Annotated in this window: 16 protein-coding genes; 12 read left to right on the top strand and 4 right to left on the bottom strand. The window is 62.0% G+C overall.

The window, feature by feature from the left end; translation table 11 throughout:
* Positions 1-203 precede the first annotated feature (203 nt).
* From speA to CAF74_RS12540, 4 genes are all read right to left on the bottom strand, one after another.
* Positions 204-2117 (bottom strand): arginine decarboxylase, encoded by a 1914-nt coding sequence (gene speA, locus CAF74_RS12555; protein WP_011332271.1) that lies wholly within the window; start codon positions 2115-2117, stop codon positions 204-206.
* A 218-nt stretch (positions 2118-2335) separates the two neighbouring features.
* Positions 2336-2707 (bottom strand): translation initiation factor Sui1, encoded by a 372-nt coding sequence (locus CAF74_RS12550; protein WP_007951016.1) that lies wholly within the window; start codon positions 2705-2707, stop codon positions 2336-2338.
* Positions 2708-2893: 186 nt separating this feature from the next.
* Positions 2894-3451, bottom strand: a complete 558-nt coding sequence (locus tag CAF74_RS12545; RefSeq protein WP_085746565.1) for an NUDIX hydrolase — start codon at positions 3449-3451, stop codon at positions 2894-2896.
* A gap of 3 nt (positions 3452-3454) precedes the next feature.
* Positions 3455-4522, bottom strand: a complete 1068-nt coding sequence (locus CAF74_RS12540; protein ID WP_085746564.1) for a DUF2333 family protein — start codon at positions 4520-4522, stop codon at positions 3455-3457.
* A 428-nt stretch (positions 4523-4950) separates the two neighbouring features.
* On the opposite strand from CAF74_RS12540, the gene gcbA reads away from it, so the two are divergent.
* From gcbA to purD, 12 genes are all read left to right on the top strand, one after another.
* The gene (gene gcbA, locus CAF74_RS12535) at positions 4951-6621 is read left to right on the top strand and encodes a diguanylate cyclase GcbA (protein ID WP_085746563.1); all 1671 of its coding nucleotides are present in this window, start codon (positions 4951-4953) and stop codon (positions 6619-6621) included.
* Between the two features lie 50 nt (positions 6622-6671).
* Entirely contained in the window at positions 6672-8618 is a 1947-nt protein-coding gene (locus tag CAF74_RS12530) for a methyl-accepting chemotaxis protein (RefSeq protein ID WP_085746562.1), read from the top strand.
* A 58-nt stretch (positions 8619-8676) separates the two neighbouring features.
* A complete protein-coding gene (locus CAF74_RS12525) occupies positions 8677-10434 on the top strand; it encodes a protein-disulfide reductase DsbD (RefSeq protein ID WP_085746561.1) in 1758 nt (585 codons plus the stop codon).
* A gap of 132 nt (positions 10435-10566) precedes the next feature.
* On the top strand, positions 10567-11022 hold the full coding sequence (gene aroQ / locus CAF74_RS12520; RefSeq protein WP_007951022.1) for a type II 3-dehydroquinate dehydratase: 456 nt from the start codon (positions 10567-10569) through the stop codon (positions 11020-11022).
* Between the two features lie 24 nt (positions 11023-11046).
* Positions 11047-11514 carry an acetyl-CoA carboxylase biotin carboxyl carrier protein gene (gene accB / locus CAF74_RS12515; RefSeq protein WP_007951023.1) on the top strand — a complete coding sequence of 156 codons (468 nt, stop codon included), beginning with the start codon at positions 11047-11049 and terminating at the stop codon, positions 11512-11514.
* A gap of 17 nt (positions 11515-11531) precedes the next feature.
* Entirely contained in the window at positions 11532-12890 is a 1359-nt protein-coding gene (gene accC / locus CAF74_RS12510) for an acetyl-CoA carboxylase biotin carboxylase subunit (RefSeq protein WP_064593229.1), read from the top strand.
* 166 nt (positions 12891-13056) lie between these two features.
* Positions 13057-13935 (top strand): 50S ribosomal protein L11 methyltransferase, encoded by an 879-nt coding sequence (gene prmA, locus CAF74_RS12505; protein WP_007951025.1) that lies wholly within the window; start codon positions 13057-13059, stop codon positions 13933-13935.
* 30 nt (positions 13936-13965) lie between these two features.
* Positions 13966-15231, top strand: a complete 1266-nt coding sequence (locus tag CAF74_RS12500) for a DUF3426 domain-containing protein (RefSeq protein ID WP_085746560.1) — start codon at positions 13966-13968, stop codon at positions 15229-15231.
* 185 nt (positions 15232-15416) lie between these two features.
* Positions 15417-16427: a tRNA dihydrouridine synthase DusB gene (gene dusB, locus CAF74_RS12495; RefSeq protein WP_011332261.1), complete on the top strand. Its 1011-nt coding sequence runs from the start codon at positions 15417-15419 to the stop codon at positions 16425-16427.
* The gene (gene fis, locus CAF74_RS12490) at positions 16424-16744 is read left to right on the top strand and encodes a DNA-binding transcriptional regulator Fis (protein WP_002555375.1); all 321 of its coding nucleotides are present in this window, start codon (positions 16424-16426) and stop codon (positions 16742-16744) included. The genes dusB and fis overlap by 4 nt, the downstream gene beginning before the upstream one ends.
* An 82-nt stretch (positions 16745-16826) precedes the next feature.
* On the top strand, positions 16827-18434 hold the full coding sequence (gene purH / locus CAF74_RS12485) for a bifunctional phosphoribosylaminoimidazolecarboxamide formyltransferase/IMP cyclohydrolase (RefSeq protein WP_039772035.1): 1608 nt from the start codon (positions 16827-16829) through the stop codon (positions 18432-18434).
* A 165-nt stretch (positions 18435-18599) separates the two neighbouring features.
* Positions 18600-19892, top strand: coding sequence for a phosphoribosylamine--glycine ligase (purD, locus tag CAF74_RS12480; protein ID WP_007951030.1), 1293 nt, complete (start codon positions 18600-18602; stop codon positions 19890-19892).
* Positions 19893-19944: the final 52 nt, after the last annotated feature.

Here is a 19944-nt window from a genome sequence, read left to right as displayed (position 1 = left end):
GGATTCTCGCCGAGAGCCATGGCCGAGTAGAGAGCCGAAGTACAAATTCGGAAATGACCTACGCGAAAAGCAGACGACATCACTTTGCTCGTCTGGACGAAAGCATTTTCGCGAAGAGAAAAAGAAGCGTCTCACCTGGTTGTCTGAAACGTCCGCAGTAAGCGGAACAATTTCAGACAACCAGATGAAAGCGGAACCTGGCCTCAGGAAGACAGGTAAGAGGAGCGGGTCAGACCCAGACGCAATGCATCGAGAAACTGAGTGCGCTCGCTGGCGCTGATGCGGGCACTGGCGCACTTGTCGCGGTAGTGGGTCATCAGCTCTTCCGGCGACAGGTGCACGTAGCGCAGCATGTCTTCGATGGTGTCGTGGGTTTCAATACCGGCGTGGTACACGCTGCCGTCGGCGTTCTGGTAAATGTTCACCGAGTCGGTGTCACCGAACAGGTTGTGCATGTCGCCGAGGATTTCCTGATAGGCGCCGACCAGGAATACGCCCAGCAAGTAATCTTCACCTTCGTTCAGCGCGTGCACCGGCAGGCTGGTCTCGATGCTCTGCTCGTCGACGTACTGATTGATCTTGCCGTCGGAGTCGCAGGTCAGGTCTTGCAGAACGGCACGACGCAGCGGCTCTTCGTCGAGACGGTGCAGCGGGATGATCGGCAGGACCTGATCGATCGCCCAGGTGTCCGGCAGGCTCTGGAACACCGAGAAATTGCAGATGTACTTGTCGGCCAGCTTGTCGTTGAGTTCGTCCAGCACCTGACGGTGCGAACGCTGACGCGCTTTCAGCGAGTTGTGCAGGCGACGGCACACGGCGAAGTAGCACTGCTCGGCCAGGGCTTTCTCGGCCAGGGTCAGTTTGCCGTCGGCGTACTGGGCGGCCACGTCGCTCATGTAGTGGGTGGCGCGCCAGTAGGTTTCGGTGACCATTTCGATGTCGGTCGGGCCGAGCAGGTCAACCAGCCACTGCACGGTTTCCGGCAGCGCTTCCTTGTTCTCGATCTGTGGCACGTCGTCGTTGTGCTTCTCGACGTCGGTCACCTGCACCACCAACATCGCGTGGTGGGCGGTCAGCGAGCGGCCGCTTTCGGAGAAAATGTGCGGATGCGGCAGGGCCTGCGCGTCGCAGAACTCTTTGAGCATGCCGACCACGACACCGGCGTAGTCGTCCATGTCGTAGTTGATCGAACTGGCGTTGCGCGAGTGGGTGCCGTCGTAGTCGACGCCCAGACCGCCACCGACGTCAATGTGATCGACCGGCAGACCGAGGTTGCGCAGCTCGCCGTAGTAACGGATCGCTTCCTTGAAGCCGTGCTGGTAGTCAGCGAGGTTGGCGATCTGCGAACCCATATGGAAGTGCAGCAGGCGGATGCCCTGATCCAGACCGGCGGCGCGGAAGCGCTCGACCACCGACAGCAGTTGCGCCGCCGACAGACCGAACTTGGATTTCTCACCACCGGTGTCCGCCCACTTCGACGACGCCAGCGACGACAGACGCACGCGCAGGCCGACCTGTGGCTTGACCTTCAGCGAGGCGGCTTCTTCGATCACCAGTCCGACTTCGGATTCTTTCTCGATCACGATGAACACGTTGTGGCCGAGCTTCTGGCCCATCAGCGCCAGACGGATGAACTCGCGGTCCTTGTAACCGTTGCAGACGATGGTGCCGCCCTTCGGCGCCAGCGCCAGCACCGCCAGCAGCTCAGGCTTGGAGCCGGCTTCCAGACCGATGGAAACGTTCTGGGTGGCGATGATGTTCTCGATCACCGCTTCCTGCTGGTTGACCTTGATCGGGTACAGCGCGGTGTATTTGCTCTGGTATTCCAGACGCTCGATGTTCGCATCGAAAGCGCCGGTCAGCTGACGGACGCGGTCTTGCAGGATGTCGGGGAAACGCACCAGCAGCGGCAGGGACAAGCCACTCTTGCGCAACTGGTCGACTTGTTCGAACAGATCGATAGGCGAGCTGCTCGGGCCGTTCGGACGAACTTCGACGCGACCGGCGTCATTGATCGCGAAATACCCGGCCCCCCAATGGCGAATCCCGTAAACACTGCGGCTGTCCGCAACTGTCCATTGGCTGCCATCGTCTTTGCGTGTGCGTCGTACGGACATCGAAGTCCCCTATAAAGAAGTCATAGTGCGTCGCCTGATCTCAGGCCGGCGCAGTCTAAAGAATGAAAATGACGGTTCGTCAGCGGGGCGGTAGACCGCGCTGACAGCGTTGAGTTTAGAAACCGGTCATGAACAGGCTCTGTGAAAACCATGGAAACGACGTCAGGCCCAGAAACGCTGGAGCTGAATCAAGCCGCCGGTGGGTTTCACAGAGGCTGCTAGCCGCCGGACTTCTTCGCCTTGAAACCGTGCTTGACCAACTCGGCCAGGAGCAGCTCGACATGGTCGCCCTGAATCTCGATGATCCCGTCTTTCAACGCGCCGCCGGTGCCGCAACGTTTCTTCAACGTTGTCGCCAGCTCCTTGAGTGCGTCTTCGGCCAGGGGCACGCCGGTGATGGTGGTCACCGTCTTGCCGCCACGGCCCTTGCTCTCGCGGCGCACGCGGGCAATGCCGTCGCCGGCCGGGATCACGGTTTGTTTGCAGATACAGGCGTCCACCGGCTTGCTGCATTCCGGGCAATGACGACCTGCGTCGGTGGAAAATACCAGGCCGCCCAGGGCGGCGAAGGATGCGGCTTTTTTGGCCACCGGCAATCCTCTCGGGAGGACAAAGACTGATCGCAGCCTTGGGCAAGGCTATCGACCGCGAAGCCCCACTCAGGCAGGGGCAGCGCTACTGTGCCATCGGCTCGTGAAAGCGGGCCGGCACAGCTTGAAAAGGTCGCGCAGTGTAACGGCAAAAACGCCGATTGCTAAGTGCCAATCGGCGCCAATTTATGTGTTCTTTGCGACGTCGCTTTGCTGAGCCTTCAGATAGCGTTTCAACGCGGCCAGAGAGTCCGGGCAATAAGGCTTTTGCTGGATTTCCAGCATGACCTGCGCGACCGGAATGAAGCGCGCTTCGAGCACTTCTTCGGGCTGCAGGATCAGCGGCCCGTCCCACACCGCCGAAAACGCCGAACACCACAGGCGATTGCCGGTGTCTTCGAAGTAGAAATGGTCGTGGGCCGTCAGCTCGACGCCGCTCACCCCCAACTCTTCCTCCAGTTCACGGGCCGCCGACTCGGCGTACGTCTCGTTCGCCTGCACCATGCCGCCTGCCGCCACGTCCCAGTAACCGGGATAAATGGCTTTGCTCAACGTGCGCCGATGCACGCAAAGTTCACCGGCGGAGTTGAACAGCATGATGTAGGTGCCACGGCCGATCAGCCCGCGCTCGCGCAGGTCGGCGCGCACCAGGGAACCGAGCAGGTTGTCCTGCTCGTCGACCCACGCAATCTGCTCGGCATCCGAGGCGGCGCGGTGGGCCGCCTCTCTGGCGCTCTCGTCCATGACTCAGCCCTGATTGAGCAGTTGACGCAAATCGATCACGGCGGCGTTGGCCCGGGAAATGTAGTTGGCCATCACCAGCGAGTGGTTGGCCAGCACACCGAAGCCGCTGCCATTTAGGATCATCGGGCTCCAGATCGGCTCCTGCGACGCCTCCAGCTCACGAATGATCTGACGCACGCTGACGGTCGCGTTCTTCTTCGCCAGCACGTCGGCGAAATCGACCTCGATTGCGCGCAGCAGGTGCGACAGCGCCCAGGCCTGGCCGCGGGCTTCGTAGAACACGTTGTCGATCTGCATCCACGGAGTCTCGACGACTTCCTCGTCGACCTGCGGCACTTCACCCACCGCCGGCACTTCGGTTTTCAGCGCGGTGTTGAGCTTGACCCGGCCAACGCTGGCCGACAGCCGTTGCGACAGCGAACCGAGACGGGTGCCAACATCGCCCAGCCAGTTGTTCAGGTTGTCGGCGCGGGCGTAGAACAGCGCGTTTTTCTGGGTCGGGTCGGACAGGCGCGCCTGATAACGGCTCAGGGAATTGATGCCTTCCTGATATTCCGACTCGCTGGACGGCAGGATCCAACTCTTGTTGTCGAAGTTGAAGCGCGGCTCGGCCTTGGCCAGGTCGGCGTCTTCAGCCGATTGCGACTGCGAGCGGGCGAAGTCCTTGCGCAGGGCACGGGTCAAATCGCGAACCTGCACCAGCACGCCGTATTCCCAGCTCGGCATGTTGTCCATCCACAGGCCCGGCGGGAAACGGTCGTTGGAAATGTAGCCGCCCGGCTTGTCGAGCAACGTGCCGGCAACGGTTTTCAGGGTTTCGACGGTGGTGTAGCCGACCACCATCTGCTTGCCCTCTTTCTCGGCGGCAACCTGAGCGTTCTGCGCCACGGGAAACAGCGCCGGCTCCTGGCTCCAGTACCAGCCAAGGGCAATAGTCACCAACAGGTAAATGGCGACCAGCGTGGCCAGCGCCCGGCTGAACAACAGCCCGCCGACATAGCTGCGGGTGGCCGACTTGGGCTCGGCGGCACGTTCAGGCGCGCTGCCCGCGCGGTTCTTCCAGTCCAGCATGGCGATATCCTTTCAATCTTGGGTTCAACGGTTCGACCACAACCATACAACAACGTGCCTCGACCGGGCACCCGTCAATATTGACAGGCGTTATCTCGCTACCCGACACGAGGCCTGTACAGACCGCCCTAAGGGATTCCCCGATATCCAATTCACCACCAATTCGATTCCGATACCCGCAACGCGACAGCACAAACACCCTGCCCCACCTTTCTCATACTCCGATAAATTCACCGGCGTACAGATCGGCAAATGTCCGGTAGATGGGGACTTCCCCGACGATCAGGGTCAAATTGAAACCCGGGAGTCAGAAACTGAATGATGTCGTACCGCAGATTATTGACGTACGACACTCATGTAAGGGAAAAGAGGTGCTAGCATAGAGCCACCAGTCGATCTCAGCATGCACCCTAACTAGTAGTCAGGATATGACCGAGCCAGAAGACCCCAGCCGTGAGCGCCTCAAGCACCACTTTGCCCAGCGGGTAATTCATCAGGCACGTCAGATTCTTGAGATATGGCAGCGCCTGCAACGCAGTGAGTGGTCCACTGCCGATCTCGCCGAACTGAGCGAGGCCAATCTGCGCCTGCTGCGTTTTGCCGAGCGTTTCGAACAGCCCGAACACACGCAGCTGGCCCGCCACATCAGCCAGTCGCTGGAAGCGGTGGACGCCAATCGCGGACGCCTGAGCAGCGGCCTGATCACCGATCTCAACCGTTTGATGCAGCGTCTGTCGCGCACCGGCCTGCGCCATGGCGATCAGCTCGATCAGACCTTCCTGCCGCCCCTGCGCAAACCGATCTACGTGATGCTGCAGGACCACGACCGTGCCGAGCGGCTGGCCAAACAGCTGGAGTTTTTCGGTCTGAGCGCCCAGGCACTGGACAGCGTGTCGGCGTTTCGCTCGTCGATGGTCGAGCGCCTGCCGGCCGCGATCGTCATGGACGTGGATTTCAGCGGCGTCGGCGTCGGCCTGAAACTCGCCGCCGAAGCCCAGCAAGGCCTGGAAGAACCGCTGCCGCTGCTGTTCTTCAGCCTGCACGAAACCGACACCCCGACCCGCCTCGCGGCAGTGCGCGCCGGTGGCCAGGAATTCCTCACCGGCACCCTCGAAGCCTCGAGCCTGCTGGAGAAGATCGAGGTCCTGACCTGCGTCGCCCAGTACGAACCCTATAAAGTGCTGATCATCGACGACTCCCGCGCCCAGGCCCTGCACACCGAACGCCTGCTCAACAGCGCCGGGATCGTCACCCGCACCCTGATCGAACCGATCCAGGCCATGGCCGAGCTGGCGGACTTCCAGCCGGACCTGATCATCCTCGACATGTACATGCCGGCCTGCACCGGCACCGAGCTGGCCAAGGTCATCCGTCACAACGACCGCTATGTCAGCGTGCCGATCATTTATCTGTCGGCCGAGGACGATCTGGACAAACAGCTCGACGCCATGAGCGAAGGCGGCGATGACTTCCTGACCAAGCCGATCAAGCCGCGCCACCTGATCACCACCGTGCGCAACCGCGCCGCCCGTGCGCGTAACCTGAAAGCACGGATGGTCCGCGACAGCCTCACCGGCCTGTACAACCACACGCACATTCTGCAATTGCTCGAAGACTGCTCGTTCCGCGCCCGCCGCGAGAACAAGCCGTTGAGCTTTGCGATGCTCGACATCGACCACTTCAAGCGGGTCAATGACAGCCACGGCCATCCCATGGGCGACCGGGTGATCAAGAGCCTGGCGCTGTTTCTCAAGCAGCGTCTGCGCAAGACCGACTTCATCGGCCGTTACGGCGGCGAGGAATTCGCCATCGTCATGCCCGACACCGATATAGAAGCCGCGCACAAAGTGCTCGACGAAATCCGCCAGCGCTTTGCCGAGATCCACTATCCGGCCCAGCCGCAGGATCTGTGGTGCACCTTCAGCGCCGGCGTGGTAGAAATGCACGACGACTCCGACAGTCTGATGATGGCCAGCCAGGCCGACGAGGCGCTGTACCGTGCCAAGGGCGAAGGACGCAATCGGGTGCAGACCGCGCGCGACTCAAAGCAAAGTGCCACTTTTTCATCGGATTCGACCCAATCGGTCATAACCCTGTAACAGAACCGCAATAAATTCAGGCGCTTACCATTCTGCCGTTGGTAGCCGTCATGCGCCTGAAGTTGCTCACCAATCTCAATACTCTGTTGCTGGTCGCCGTCTGCGTGGCCCTCGGCGCCACGCTGTGGTGGTCGCAGAAAGCCCTGGAGCGCCCGTATCTGTTGATGGAGCGATACCTGGGGCTGTCGCAGCAATTTCAGAATGACGTGGCACGCAACGTCGAGGATTACCTCGCCAGCGGCGACGCCCTGCGCCTGAGCAGCGCCAGCCAGGCCATCGATCAGTTGCAGAAGGAGCTCGACGAGCTGCCGCCGGCGCTGGCCGACACCTTGCGCCCGAGCCTCACCGGCCTCGATGAATTCAGCAAGACCGACCTGCTGGCCGCCGGCAAACTGGCCGGCGATCCGCAGGCCCTGCTGTTGCAGGCCGAGCGCGAATTGAGCGCCAGCCTCGATCAGCTCAGCACGTATGCAGGCGGCAACGCGACCTATCTCACGCCTCTGCTCGTTGCCTCTCAACATCTGGGCAAACTGTCGCTGGCCCGAGACAAACTGGTCAGCAGCGGGCGCAGTGAACTGGCCGCCGATGTCGAACGCGAAGTCAGCAACATCCGCGCCCAGGCCCAGACGATCGATGCCCTGCCCTTGCTCGGCGTGGTCGCCAGCAGTGAATCCGGCAGCGACGATTTCGCCGCGATGATGGGCATCGAAAGCACGGAAAAAGCCGCTGCCGAAGATGCTGGTGTCGGCCTCAAACGCGAGCTCAACAGCCTGCTGGGGCGTTACCCGGCGGAGCTGGCGCGCACCCGCGAGCAGATCCAGAAACGCACCGACCTGAGCACCGCGACCCACCAGAAAATCGCCGCCGTGCAGCAAGCCATCGCCGGTCTCGAACCGGTGGTGCGCGCCCAGCACGGGCAGATCCAGGGTGAAGTGCGGCTGATGCAAGGCGTGATGATCGGCCTGATTCTGCTGATCGCGCTGCTGATCGACACCCTGCAGCGACGCCTGGCCCGCACCCTGACCAACCTCGCGCCGGCGCTGTCGACCTGGGCCGAAGGCGATTTCAGCCGCGACATTCATCTGGGCAAGACCAACCGCGAACTGCACGACATCGAAGCCTCGCTCAATCGCCTGCGCGCCTATCTGGTGGATCTGGTCGGGACGATTCGCGGCAATGCCGAGCAAGTGGCCGGCAGCAGCCGCACCCTCGCCGAGCTGAGCAATGACTTGCACAGCGGCGCCGAACATCAGGCCGGCGATACCGCGCTGATCCGTGACTCCCTCGGCGAACTGGAAGCGACCATCCAGCAAGTGGCCGGCGATGCGCGCCAGGCCGCCGACGCCAGTCGCCATGCCGGGCTGGCCGTCGAACACGGGCAACAAGTGATCGGCCAGAGCCTCACCGGCTTGCACGCGCTGGTCGGCGAAGTGCAAGGCAACGCGCAGATGATCGAACACCTGGCCGAAGAATCGGCAACCATCGGCGGCGTGCTGACGGTGATCCGCTCGATTGCCGACCAGACCAACCTGCTGGCGCTCAACGCGGCGATCGAAGCCGCTCGGGCCGGGGAAATGGGCCGTGGGTTTGCCGTGGTGGCCGAGGAAGTGCGCTCGCTGGCGCAACGCACCGCCGGCGCCACCGCCGAAATCCAGACCCTGATCGCCGGCCTGCAAACCGCCGCCCGGCAATCGGTCGAGGGCATGCGCGCGCAGGTCGAACACGCCGAGGCCACGGCCAATCAGGCGCAATCGGCGGACGGTGCGCTGGACAAGATTGTCGGCGCGATCCAGACCATCTCCGACACCGCGATCCGCATCGCCGACATCACCGCGCAACAGAGCGGTGCGGTCAGCGAGATCCGCGATCACAGCGAACGGATTCACCAGTTGGGCGGGGACAATCTGCTGCGCATCGGCCAGGGCCGCGAGCAAGGCGAGAACCTGCTGTTGCTGGGCGGTCAGCTGCACACTGCCGTGCAAGCGTTCCGCGTGTGACACACAGCGCAGGGCCAAGTCCGCTATCATTCCCGCACCTTTGATTCGCGAGATTGTCATGCGCCGTCTGCTCTGCCTGCTGTTTTTCGTCTTCGCCCTGCCGGCCGGCGCCGCCGGCCTGTTCGACAGCAAACCCAGCGCCACACTGGGCTCGGTCAACAACAGCGCCGATTTCCTGCCGGTGCGTGAAGCCTTTCAACTGAGCCTGGTCGAGAGCACGCCGCAATCGGTCAAACTGCGCTTCGTCGCCACCGAAGGCTATTACCTCTACCGCCATCGTTTCCAGTTTCGTGCCGAGCCTGCCGAGGTAAAACTTGGCGCCGCACAACTGCCCCAAGGCGAACAGAAACACGACGAGTATTTCGGCGACGTCGAGGTCTACCACGGCATTCTCGATGTGGAACTGCCGCGCAATGATTCCAGAGCCTTCACGCTGGCCGTCACCTATCAGGGCTGTGCCGACAAGGGTTTGTGCTACCCACCGGAAACCGAACGCCTGAGCATCGAGGGCAACGCAGCGGCGAATGACGCGCCCGCTCCGGTGAAGGGTTGGGACTGGCGTGATCTGGCGCTGTTTTTTCTGGCTGGCCTGGGCTTGACCTTCACGCCTTGTGTATTGCCGATGCTGCCGATCCTGTCCGGCGTGGTGTTACGCGGTCAGGTCGGTGGTTTGCGTGGCTTCAATCTGTCCCTCGCTTATGTGCTGCCGATGGCTGCGTGCTTCGCGCTGCTTGGGGCGCTGATGGGGCTGTTCGGCGCGCAACTGAATTTGCAGGCGCGGCTGCAATCAGCGTGGGTGCTTGTGCCGTTCGCGATGTTCTTTGCGGTGTTCGCGCTGGCGATGTTCGGCGTATTCGAGCTGAAACTGCCGCACTTCATCAGCAGCCGTCTCGACCGGATCGCCGGCCGCACTGAAGGCGGCTCGCTGTGGGGTGCCGCGGTATTGGGTGTGGTGTCGAGTCTGCTGGTATCGCCATGCGTTTCCGCCCCGCTGGCCGGCGCGCTGCTTTATATAAGCGCCAGCGGCGATGCGCTGGGCGGCGGCCTGAAGCTGTTCATGCTCGGCCTCGGCATGGGCGCGCCGCTGCTGTTGGTGGCCACCGGCGGCGCAGCGTGGCTGCCGAAAAGCGGGCCGTGGATGATGTACGTGAAGAACGGCATCGGCGTGTTGCTGCTCGGGCTGGCGATCGGTTTGCTCAGCCGGGTGTTGCCGGGGCAGATCACGTTGCTGCTGATCGGCCTGCTGGCCGGTGGCGTCGGCCTGTTCCTCGGCGCTCTGGAATTCGTCTACAAACCGCCGCGCAAACGCCTCGGCCAACTGCTGGGCCTGTTCCTGCTGTTTTATGCGCTGGCCTGCTGGTACGGCGCGTTCAGCGGGCAGACCGATCCTTTGAATCCGATAGCCCCGGCACGCCTTGCCGACAGCGGCTCGACTGCACAAAACAGTGGTTCGTGGCAGACCGTCAGCACCCCGGCGGAACTGGATCGAGTGCTCCTCGAAGCGAAAACCGCCGGCACCCCGATGCTGCTCGACTGGTACGCCGACTGGTGCATCAGCTGCAAAGTCATCGAACACGAAGTACTCAATGACGCCACGGTCGTCGATCGGCTCAAGGGCTATCGGCTGATACGCTTCGATATCACCGCAAGCAATGCCGAACAGCGCACCCTGCTCGACCGCTACAGCCTGTTTGGCCCACCGGCGCTGATGTTCTTCGGCAAGGACGGGGCGGAACGTCGCGATGTGCGGGTGATCGGCGAGATCAACGCCAGCGACTTCGCCGAACGTGTTGCCAAAGCGAATGACCGGATTTAATCAGTCAGTCACATATTTTGCGCAAACATCGGTCATCGTGCTGGCTATTGCAGAGAACTGGACAGTCACAAAGTCTTTGCGGCATAGTCGCCGGGTTCTGACGAAGGCTCACCCATAACAAGGAACACGCAGATGGCAACGCTACTGGTGCTGCACGGCCCCAACCTGAACCTGCTCGGCACCCGGGAACCCGGGACCTACGGGTCGACCACCCTGGCGCAGATCAATCAGGATCTGGAACGCCGCGCCCGTGAAGCCGGCCATCATCTGCTGTATCTGCAAAGCAACGCCGAGTACGAATTGATCGACCGCATCCACGCCGCACGCGGCGAGGGCGTGGACTTCATTCTGATCAACCCGGCAGCATTTACACACACAAGTGTCGCATTACGTGACGCGCTGCTGGGAGTGAGCATCCCATTCATCGAAGTGCATTTGTCCAACGTGCACAAACGCGAACCTTTCCGCCATCACTCTTACTTCTCCGATGTAGCGGTAGGAGTGATCTGCGGCCTTGGCGCCAGCGGTTATCGACTGGCCCTGGAGGCTGCACTAGAGCAGCTTGAACAACAAGCTATACGCCCCTGACCGACCCTTGGGAGTTGATGATTCATGGATATCCGTAAAGTTAAGAAACTGATCGAATTGCTGGAAGAGTCCGGCATCGACGAGCTCGAGATCAAGGAAGGCGAAGAGTCCGTACGCATCAGCCGTCACAGCAAGACCCCGGCGCAGCAGTACTACGCTCCGGCTCCGATGCAGGCTCCGGCCGCTGCACCTGCCGCCGCTGCCGCTCCGGTTGCTGCTGCCGCAGCTCCAGCTGCCGCTGCTGCTCCAGCGCTGAACGGCACCGTTGCCCGTTCGCCGATGGTCGGCACCTTCTATCGCAAATCTTCGCCAACCTCGCCGTCCTTCGTTGAAGTCGGCCAGACCGTGAAGAAAGGCGACACCCTGTGCATCGTCGAAGCCATGAAGATGATGAACCACATCGAAGCTGAAACCAGCGGTGTGATCGAGTCCATCCTCGTCGAAGACGGCCAGCCGGTTGAGTACGACCAACCGCTGTTCACCATCGTTTGAACTGCGGAGAGCCTTTGATGACTGCGAAGTTGGAAAAAGTTCTGATCGCTAACCGCGGTGAGATCGCCCTGCGGATTCTGCGTGCCTGCAAAGAGATGGGCATCAAGACCGTCGCCGTTTACTCCAAGGCCGACAAAGAGCTGATGCACCTGGGTCTGGCAGACGAATCCGTCTGCATCGGCCCGGCTTCTGCCGCTCAGTCCTACCTGCACATCCCGGCAATCATTGCGGCCGCTGAAGTGACTGGCGCTACCGCCATTCACCCAGGCTACGGTTTCCTCGCGGAAAACGCTGATTTCGCCGAGCAGGTCGAGAACTCCGGCTTCGCCTTCATCGGCCCGAAAGCCGAAACCATTCGCCTGATGGGCGACAAGGTATCGGCCAAGCACGCGATGATCGAAGCGGGCGTGCCAACCGTTCCAGGTTCCGACGGCCCGCTGCCGGAAGACGAGGAAACGGCACTGCGCATCGGTCGTGAAGTCGGCTACCCGGTGATCATCAAGGCCGCCGGCGGCGGTGGTGGTCGCGGCATGCGCGTGGTGCACAAGGAAGAAGACCTGATCGCCTCGGCGAAACTGACCCGCTCCGAAGCAGGCGCGGCGTTCGGCAACCCGATGGTCTATCTGGAAAAATTCCTGACCAACCCGCGTCACGTCGAAGTGCAGGTTCTGTCCGACGGCCAGGGCAACGCCATCCATCTGGGTGACCGCGATTGCTCGCTGCAACGCCGTCACCAGAAGGTTCTCGAAGAAGCGCCGGCACCGGGCATCGACGAGAACGCGCGCAAGGAAGTCCTGGCCCGCTGCGTCAAGGCGTGCATCGACATCGGCTACCGTGGCGCCGGCACCTTCGAGTTCCTGTACGAGAACGGTCGTTTCTACTTCATCGAAATGAACACCCGTGTTCAGGTGGAGCACCCGGTTTCGGAGATGGTCACCGGTATCGACATCGTCAAGGAGATGCTCAGCATCGCCGCTGGCAACAAGCTGTCGTATACCCAGGATGATGTGGTGATCCGCGGTCACTCGCTGGAATGCCGGATCAACGCCGAAGACCCGAAAACCTTCATGCCGAGCCCGGGTACGGTCAAGCATTTCCACGCTCCAGGCGGCAACGGCGTTCGCGTCGATTCGCACCTGTACAGCGGTTATGCCGTTCCGCCGAACTACGACTCGCTGATCGGCAAGCTGATCACTTACGGCGCGACCCGCGACGAAGCCATGGCCCGCATGCGCAATGCCCTGGACGAAATCGTGGTCGACGGGATCAAGACCAACATCCCGCTGCACCGTGATCTGACCCGTGACGAAGGCTTCTGCAAAGGGGGCGTGAACATTCACTACCTCGAGCACAAGCTGGCTGGCGAGAAGCACTAAGCTTCAGCCCGCACCAGACAAGGCCGCCTTCGGGCGGCTTTGTTGTTTCCGAAGGTTTCATCTGCTCACACATTCCCCGCTCCCACAAAACCGTCGCGCTCGCGTAAACTTGCGCGCTTCTCGCTGGCCGCTAGGCTGCAATCAATCTTTTTCACAGGTGCCCGCCATGCCTTGGCTGCAAGTAAGACTCGCCATCAGCCCAGAACAAGCCGAAACCTACGAAGACGCTTTCCTTGAAGTGGGCGCCGTTTCGGTGACCTTCATGGACGCCGAAGATCAGCCGATCTTCGAACCGGAACTCAATACCACCCCGCTGTGGGCGCACACCCACCTGCTGGCCCTGTTCGAGGGCGGCACCGAAGCCGCTCCGGTACTGGCCCATCTGGAACTGCTGACTGGCAGCCCGCTGCCCGAGCACCACAGCGAAGTGATCGAAGACCAGGACTGGGAACGCAGCTGGATGGACGGTTTCCAGCCAATGCGTTTCGGTCAGCGCCTGTGGATCGTGCCGAGCTGGCACGCCGCACCGGAGCCGGACGCGGTCAACCTGCTGCTGGATCCGGGCCTGGCGTTCGGCACCGGCACTCACCCGACCACCGCCCTGTGCCTGGAATGGCTGGACGGCCAGGATCTGAAAGACTGCAACGTGCTGGACTTCGGCTGCGGCTCGGGGATTCTGGCGATTGCCGCCCTGCTGCTCGGCGCGAAAGAAGCCGTGGGCACCGACATCGACGTGCAGGCACTTGAAGCCTCCCGCGACAACGCCGGGCGCAACAACATCGCTGACGAATTGTTCCCGCTGTACCTGCCGGAAGACCTGCCGCAGGTCAAAGCCGACGTGCTGGTGGCCAACATTCTGGCCGGCCCGCTGGTTTCCCTGGCGCCGCAACTGTCCGGCCTGGTCAAGTCCGGCGGGCGTCTGGCGCTGTCAGGGATTCTTGCCGAACAAGGTGACGAAGTCGCTGCCGCCTACGCGCAGGACTTCGATCTCGACCCGATCGCCAATCGTGATGGCTGGGTGCGCATCACCGGCCGTCGGCGCTAGAATGACCGCCTGCTCAATCCGGATCGCCGCATGACCGACAGCTTCGTCACCCAGTGCCCGCATTGCCAAACCAGTTTCCGTGTCAGCCACGCTCAGTTGAGCGTGGCCCGCGGGGTGGTTCGTTGCGGCTCCTGCCTGCAAGTGTTCAATGCCGCCAAGCAATTGCTGGAGCAACACGCAAGCAAGGAAGCGGTCACACCGGTGGCGCCGCTAATCAGCGAGCCGCCGATCAGCGAGCCTGAGCCCGTCGAGCCACCGGCCATCGTCGAAGCGCCCGAGCCGCGCGCCATCAGCCAGAAGCAATGGAGCGCCGCCGAGCTGGATCTGGACAGCCTGGATCTGGACGAAGAACTGGCCCGCCTCGAACAACGGGAAATCCAGCCGACCACCGAGTTCGGTCGCCCGCGCGAAGACTCCCTGAGCGCTCGCCGCGATAGCCACGAACCGGAAGACACGACGTGGCCGGACAGCCTGTTCAGCGAACCGGCAGATGAGCGCGCCCCCGAAGTCGAAGATGAACCCGAAGCCATCGAGCCCGAACCGGTCCGACCGGAGCGCACCGAACCTTCGCTGTCGCTGGAGCCGGTGGATCTCGACGACGAACCGCCGATTCCGCAACTGCGCCTGCACGATCCGATCGACCCGAATGCCCGCCGCGAACGCCTGTCGGCCAGCGACGACGTCGATGACGAACTGCCACTGATCGAAGCCCCGCGCAAAAAGCGCGAACGCGTCGAATCCAGTGTTCGCGCCGAAGCCTTGCAGGACCTGACCGACGACCCGCTGCAACTGGACTGGCAGAAACGCCGCTCGCCCTGGGGCCGTCGTCTGCTCTGGCTGTTGCTGATCGTGCTGGCCGCCGCCAGTCTGGGCGGACAGTACATCGCCTATCACTTCGATGAACTGGCGCGCCAGGATCAATACCGGCCGTGGTTCCAGCAACTCTGCCCGCAAGTCGGCTGCACGGTGCCGTCCAAGGTGGATATCGCCAAGATCAAGAGCAGCAACCTGGTAGTGCGCAGCCACCCGGAATTCAGCGGTGCGCTGGTGGTGGACGCGATCATTTACAACCGCGCGCCGTTCTCGCAGCCGTTTCCGCTGCTGGAGCTGCGCTTCGCCGACCTTAACGGTCACCTGATCGCCAGTCGTCGCTTCAAGCCCGGCGAATACCTCAACGGCGACCTCGAAGGCATGGCGGAAATGCCGCCGCAGACGCCGATCCACATCGCCCTGGACATCCTCGATCCAGGCCCGAAAGCCGTGAACTACAGCCTGAGTTTCCACTCGCCCGAGTGAAACGCTTCACCGCTCCCGGATTGACGGCAGTTTTCTGACTGCGCAGCGCGCGACCAAACCGCCGGTAATAACAGAATAACTGTTCAGATTTTGTTCAATTCAGCCTTTATCCAGTCATCGAGAGCGGGTATCATGCCAACCCTTTTTCGAACTCTCATGATCCGGCCCCACTTCAGGGAAGTCCTATGTCGGCGGTACGCATCGGCCCATATACATTGCAGAACGGCTTGATCCTCGCCCCGATGGCGGGTGTCACCGACCAGCCCTTTCGTCAGCTGTGCAAGCGTTTGGGCGCAGGGCTTGTAGTCTCGGAAATGGTCACCAGTGACATGAGCCTGTGGAACACCCGCAAGTCGCGCATGCGCATGATCCACGAAGGCGATCCCGAGCCACGCTCGGTGCAGATCGCCGGTGGCGATGCGCAGATGCTGGCGGATGCGGCCCGGGCCAACGTCGAACTGGGCGCACAGATTATTGATATCAACATGGGTTGCCCGGCGAAGAAGGTCTGCAACAAGGCCGCCGGCTCCGCGTTGTTGAAGGATGAGGCACTGGTTACCGAGATCCTGAACGCCGTCGTGGCGGCAGTTGATGTGCCGGTGACCTTGAAGATCCGCACCGGATGGGATCGCGACAACAAGAACGGCCTGACCGTGGCGAAGATCGCCGAGCAGGCCGGGATCACGGCGCTGGCGGTGCATGGCCGCACCCGCGCCGACCTGTACACCGGCGAAGCCGAGTACGACACCATTGCCGCGATCAAGCAGGCGGTGTCGATTCCGGTCTTTGCCAACGGCGACATCGTATCGCCGGAAAAGGCCCGCTACGTGCTCGACGCGACCGGTGCCGATGGCCTGTTGATCGGCCGGGCCGCCCAGGGGCGGCCATGGATTTTTCGCGAGATCGAACACTTCCTGCGTACCGGCGAAAAACTGCCGGCGCCGGAGCTGATCGAGGTGGAACGCATTCTGCTTGAGCATCTGGCCGCCCTCCACGCCTTCTATGGGGACGTGATGGGCGTGCGAATTGCCCGCAAGCATGTGGGCTGGTATCTCGCAACCTTGCCGGGCGCCAGGGAATTTCGCGCCCACTTCAATCGTTTGGATGGTACGGAAACACAATGCGCCAACGTTCGGGAGTTCTTCGCCGAACGTTACAAGAGCCTGACAGGGGACGGAGAAGGGGTGGCCGCATGACGATGATGACCGAGACTTTAGTGAGTGGAACAACACCCGTGAGCGACAACGTGAATTTGAAACAGCACCTCAATACCCCGAGCGAAGAAGGCCAGACCCTTCGCGGGAGTGTCGAGAAGGCGCTGCACAATTATTTCGCCCACCTTGAGGGCGCGTCCGTCACGGACGTGTACAACCTGGTGCTCTCCGAAGTCGAGGCTCCCCTGCTCGAAAGCGTGATGAACTACGTCAAGGGCAACCAGACCAAGGCCAGCGAGCTGCTCGGACTGAACCGCGGCACGCTGCGCAAGAAACTCAAACAGTACGATCTGCTGTAAGCATTCAATCAAACCAGAAAGGCGCCCGCGTAAAACCGGTCGCCTTTTTTGCTGACTTCCCTTGCTTTTGATGGAAATTGAGATGACCGACCAGACTACCCGCCTGCCGATCCGCCGCGCCTTGATCAGTGTTTCCGACAAGACCGGGATCCTCGAATTCGCCAGGGAGCTGGAAGCCCTGGGCGTGGAAATCCTTTCCACCGGCGGGACCTTCAAACTGCTGCAGGACAACGGCGTGGCCGCAGTGGAAGTCGCGGATTACACCGGTTTCGCAGAGATGATGGACGGTCGGGTGAAAACCCTGCACCCGAAAATCCACGGCGGGATCCTCGGTCGTCGCGGTATCGACGACGCGATCATGAACGAGCACGGCATCAAGCCGATCGATCTGGTAGCCGTCAACCTGTACCCGTTCGAAGCCACCATCAGCAAGCCAGGCTGCGACCTGCCGACCGCCATCGAGAACATCGACATCGGCGGCCCGACCATGGTCCGTTCGGCGGCGAAAAACCACAAAGACGTGGCCATCGTGGTGAATGCCAGCGACTACGCCAATGTTCTGGAAAACCTCAAGGCCGGCGGCCTGACCTACGCTCAGCGTTTCGACCTGATGCTCAAGGCGTTCGAACACACTGCCGCCTACGACGGCATGATCGCCAACTACATGGGCACCGTGAACCAGGCCGCCGAAACCCTCAGCACCGAAGGTCGCAGCGAATTCCCGCGCACCTTCAACAGCCAGTTCATCAAGGCACAGGAAATGCGCTACGGCGAGAACCCGCACCAGAGCGCGGCGTTCTACGTTGAGGCCAAGCCTGCCGAAGTCGGCATCGCCACCGCCACCCAGTTGCAAGGCAAGGAACTGTCGTACAACAACGTGGCCGACACCGACGCCGCGCTGGAATGCGTGAAGAGCTTCGTCAAACCGGCCTGCGTGATCGTCAAGCACGCCAACCCGTGCGGCGTGGCCGTGAGCCCGGACGCCGAAGGCGGCATCCGTCAGGCCTACGAACTGGCCTACGCCACCGACACCGAATCCGCGTTCGGCGGCATCATCGCCTTCAACCGTGAACTGGATGCCGAGACCGCCAAGGCGATCGTCGAGCGTCAGTTCGTTGAAGTGATCATCGCCCCAAGCGTCAGCGAAGAAGCCCGCGCCATTGTTGCAGCCAAGGCCAACGTACGCCTGCTGGCCTGCGGCGAGTGGTCGGCCGATCGCGTTCCGGCCTGGGACTACAAGCGCGTCAACGGCGGGCTGCTGGTACAGAGCCGCGACATCGGCATGATCGGCGCCGACGACCTGAAAGTGGTGACCAAGCGCGCCCCGACCGAACAGGAAGTCCACGACCTGATCTTCGCCTGGAAAGTGGCCAAGTTCGTCAAATCCAACGCCATCGTCTACGCCAAGAACCGTCAGACCATCGGTGTCGGCGCCGGCCAGATGAGCCGCGTGAACTCGGCGCGTATCGCCGCGATCAAGGCTGAGCACGCCGGTCTGCAAGTGGCGGGTTCGGTAATGGCATCGGACGCGTTCTTCCCGTTCCGCGACGGTCTGGACAATGCGGCCAAGGTCGGTATCACGGCGGTGATCCAGCCAGGTGGCTCGATGCGTGATGCTGAAGTGATTGCTGCTGCTGATGAAGCCGGCATCGCGATGGTGTTCACGGGAATGCGTCATTTCCGTCACTGATACACGGCAGCTACAAGCCTCAAGCTGCAAGCTGCAAGAAAGAGCAGTCAGGTATCGCTCCTTCTTGCAGTTGCAGCCTCATTAATTCAGAGCCATAAGCTGTAATCGAGAGTCACACACTCGCTCTTGCTTGCAGCTTGCAGCTTTCTCCGAAGGAGTCTCTCTTTGAACGTTTTGATCATTGGCAGCGGTGGCCGCGAACACGCCCTGGCCTGGAAAGTGGCTCAGGATCCGCGTGTGCAGAAAGTTTTCGTGGCACCGGGCAACGCCGGCACCGCGATTGAGGCCAAGTGCGAAAACGTCGCCATCGACGTGCTGGCCCTCGAGCAGCTCGCTGACTTCGCCGAGAAAAACGTTTCCCTGACCATCGTCGGTCCGGAAGTGCCATTGGTGGCCGGCGTCGTCGACCTGTTCCGCTCCCGTGGCCTGGACTGCTTCGGTCCGACCGCCGGCGCCGCGCAGCTGGAAGGCTCGAAAGCCTTCACCAAGGATTTCCTGGCACGTCACAAGATCCCGACTGCCGACTACCAGAACTTCACCGAGATCGAGCCGGCCCTGGCTTATCTGCGTGAAAAAGGCGCACCGATCGTGATCAAGGCCGACGGCCTGGCCGCCGGTAAAGGCGTGATCGTTGCCATGACCCTGGCCGAAGCCGAAGACGCCGTGCGCGACATGCTCGCCGGCAATTCCTTTGGCGACGCCGGTTCGCGCGTTGTCATCGAAGAATTCCTCGACGGCGAAGAAGCCAGCTTCATCGTCATGGTCGACGGCAAGAACGTTCTGCCGATGGCCACCAGCCAGGACCACAAACGCGTCGGCGACGGCGACAGCGGCCCGAACACCGGCGGCATGGGTGCTTACTCCCCGGCTCCGGTTGTCACCGCCGACGTGCACCAGCGCGTCATGGACCAGGTGATCTGGCCGACCGTGCGCGGCATGGCCGACGAAGGCAACGTCTACACCGGTTTCCTGTACGCCGGTCTGATGATCGACAAGGCCGGCAATCCGAAGGTCATCGAGTTCAACTGCCGTTTCGGCGATCCGGAAACCCAACCGGTGATGCTGCGTCTGCAATCGAGCCTGGTACTGCTGGTCGAAGCCGCACTGGCCCAGGCACTGGACAAGGTTGAAGCGCAGTGGGATCCACGCCCGAGCGTCGGCATCGTGCTGGCCGCCGGCGGTTACCCGGGCGACTACGCCAAGGGCGCGCCGATCAACGGTCTGGACGCCGCCGCCGCACTGGAAGGCAAGGTCTTCCACGCCGGTACCGCGCTCAAGGACGGCAACGTCGTGACGGCCGGTGGTCGGGTGCTGTGCGCCACCGCCATGGGCGCCAGCGTCGGCGCCGCCCAGGAGCAGGCCTACAAACTGGCCAAGGCCATCGACTGGGAAGGCTGCTTCTACCGCACCGACATTGGCTACCGCGCCATTGCCCGTGAACGCGGTGAGTCTCAGTAATAAGCTACGCTGTGTTTCCGGCAGGGGCTCATCGCCCTTGCCGGACTGTTCC

Origin of the sequence: Pseudomonas sp. R45(2017) (assembly GCF_002112305.1) — a bacterium.
In the GTDB taxonomy this organism is placed as follows: domain Bacteria; phylum Pseudomonadota; class Gammaproteobacteria; order Pseudomonadales; family Pseudomonadaceae; genus Aquipseudomonas; species Aquipseudomonas paraglycinae.
Note: the sequence above shows the minus strand (reverse complement) of the source record. Positions and strands in the feature narration are given on the sequence as shown.

Coding starts and splice junctions, on each gene's coding strand:
- CAF74_RS12500 (WP_085746560.1), top strand. CDS start 13,966: ATGACCGACAGCTTCGTCACCCAGTGCCCGCATTGCCAAACCAGTTTC.
- dusB (WP_011332261.1), top strand. CDS start 15,417: ATGTCGGCGGTACGCATCGGCCCATATACATTGCAGAACGGCTTGATC.
- gcbA (WP_085746563.1), top strand. CDS start 4,951: ATGACCGAGCCAGAAGACCCCAGCCGTGAGCGCCTCAAGCACCACTTT.
- fis (WP_002555375.1), top strand. CDS start 16,424: ATGACGATGATGACCGAGACTTTAGTGAGTGGAACAACACCCGTGAGC.
- CAF74_RS12530 (WP_085746562.1), top strand. CDS start 6,672: ATGCGCCTGAAGTTGCTCACCAATCTCAATACTCTGTTGCTGGTCGCC.
- purH (WP_039772035.1), top strand. CDS start 16,827: ATGACCGACCAGACTACCCGCCTGCCGATCCGCCGCGCCTTGATCAGT.
- CAF74_RS12540 (WP_085746564.1), bottom strand. CDS start 4,522: ATGCTGGACTGGAAGAACCGCGCGGGCAGCGCGCCTGAACGTGCCGCC.
- CAF74_RS12545 (WP_085746565.1), bottom strand. CDS start 3,451: ATGGACGAGAGCGCCAGAGAGGCGGCCCACCGCGCCGCCTCGGATGCC.
- prmA (WP_007951025.1), top strand. CDS start 13,057: ATGCCTTGGCTGCAAGTAAGACTCGCCATCAGCCCAGAACAAGCCGAA.
- accB (WP_007951023.1), top strand. CDS start 11,047: ATGGATATCCGTAAAGTTAAGAAACTGATCGAATTGCTGGAAGAGTCC.
- CAF74_RS12525 (WP_085746561.1), top strand. CDS start 8,677: ATGCGCCGTCTGCTCTGCCTGCTGTTTTTCGTCTTCGCCCTGCCGGCC.
- aroQ (WP_007951022.1), top strand. CDS start 10,567: ATGGCAACGCTACTGGTGCTGCACGGCCCCAACCTGAACCTGCTCGGC.
- accC (WP_064593229.1), top strand. CDS start 11,532: ATGACTGCGAAGTTGGAAAAAGTTCTGATCGCTAACCGCGGTGAGATC.
- speA (WP_011332271.1), bottom strand. CDS start 2,117: ATGTCCGTACGACGCACACGCAAAGACGATGGCAGCCAATGGACAGTT.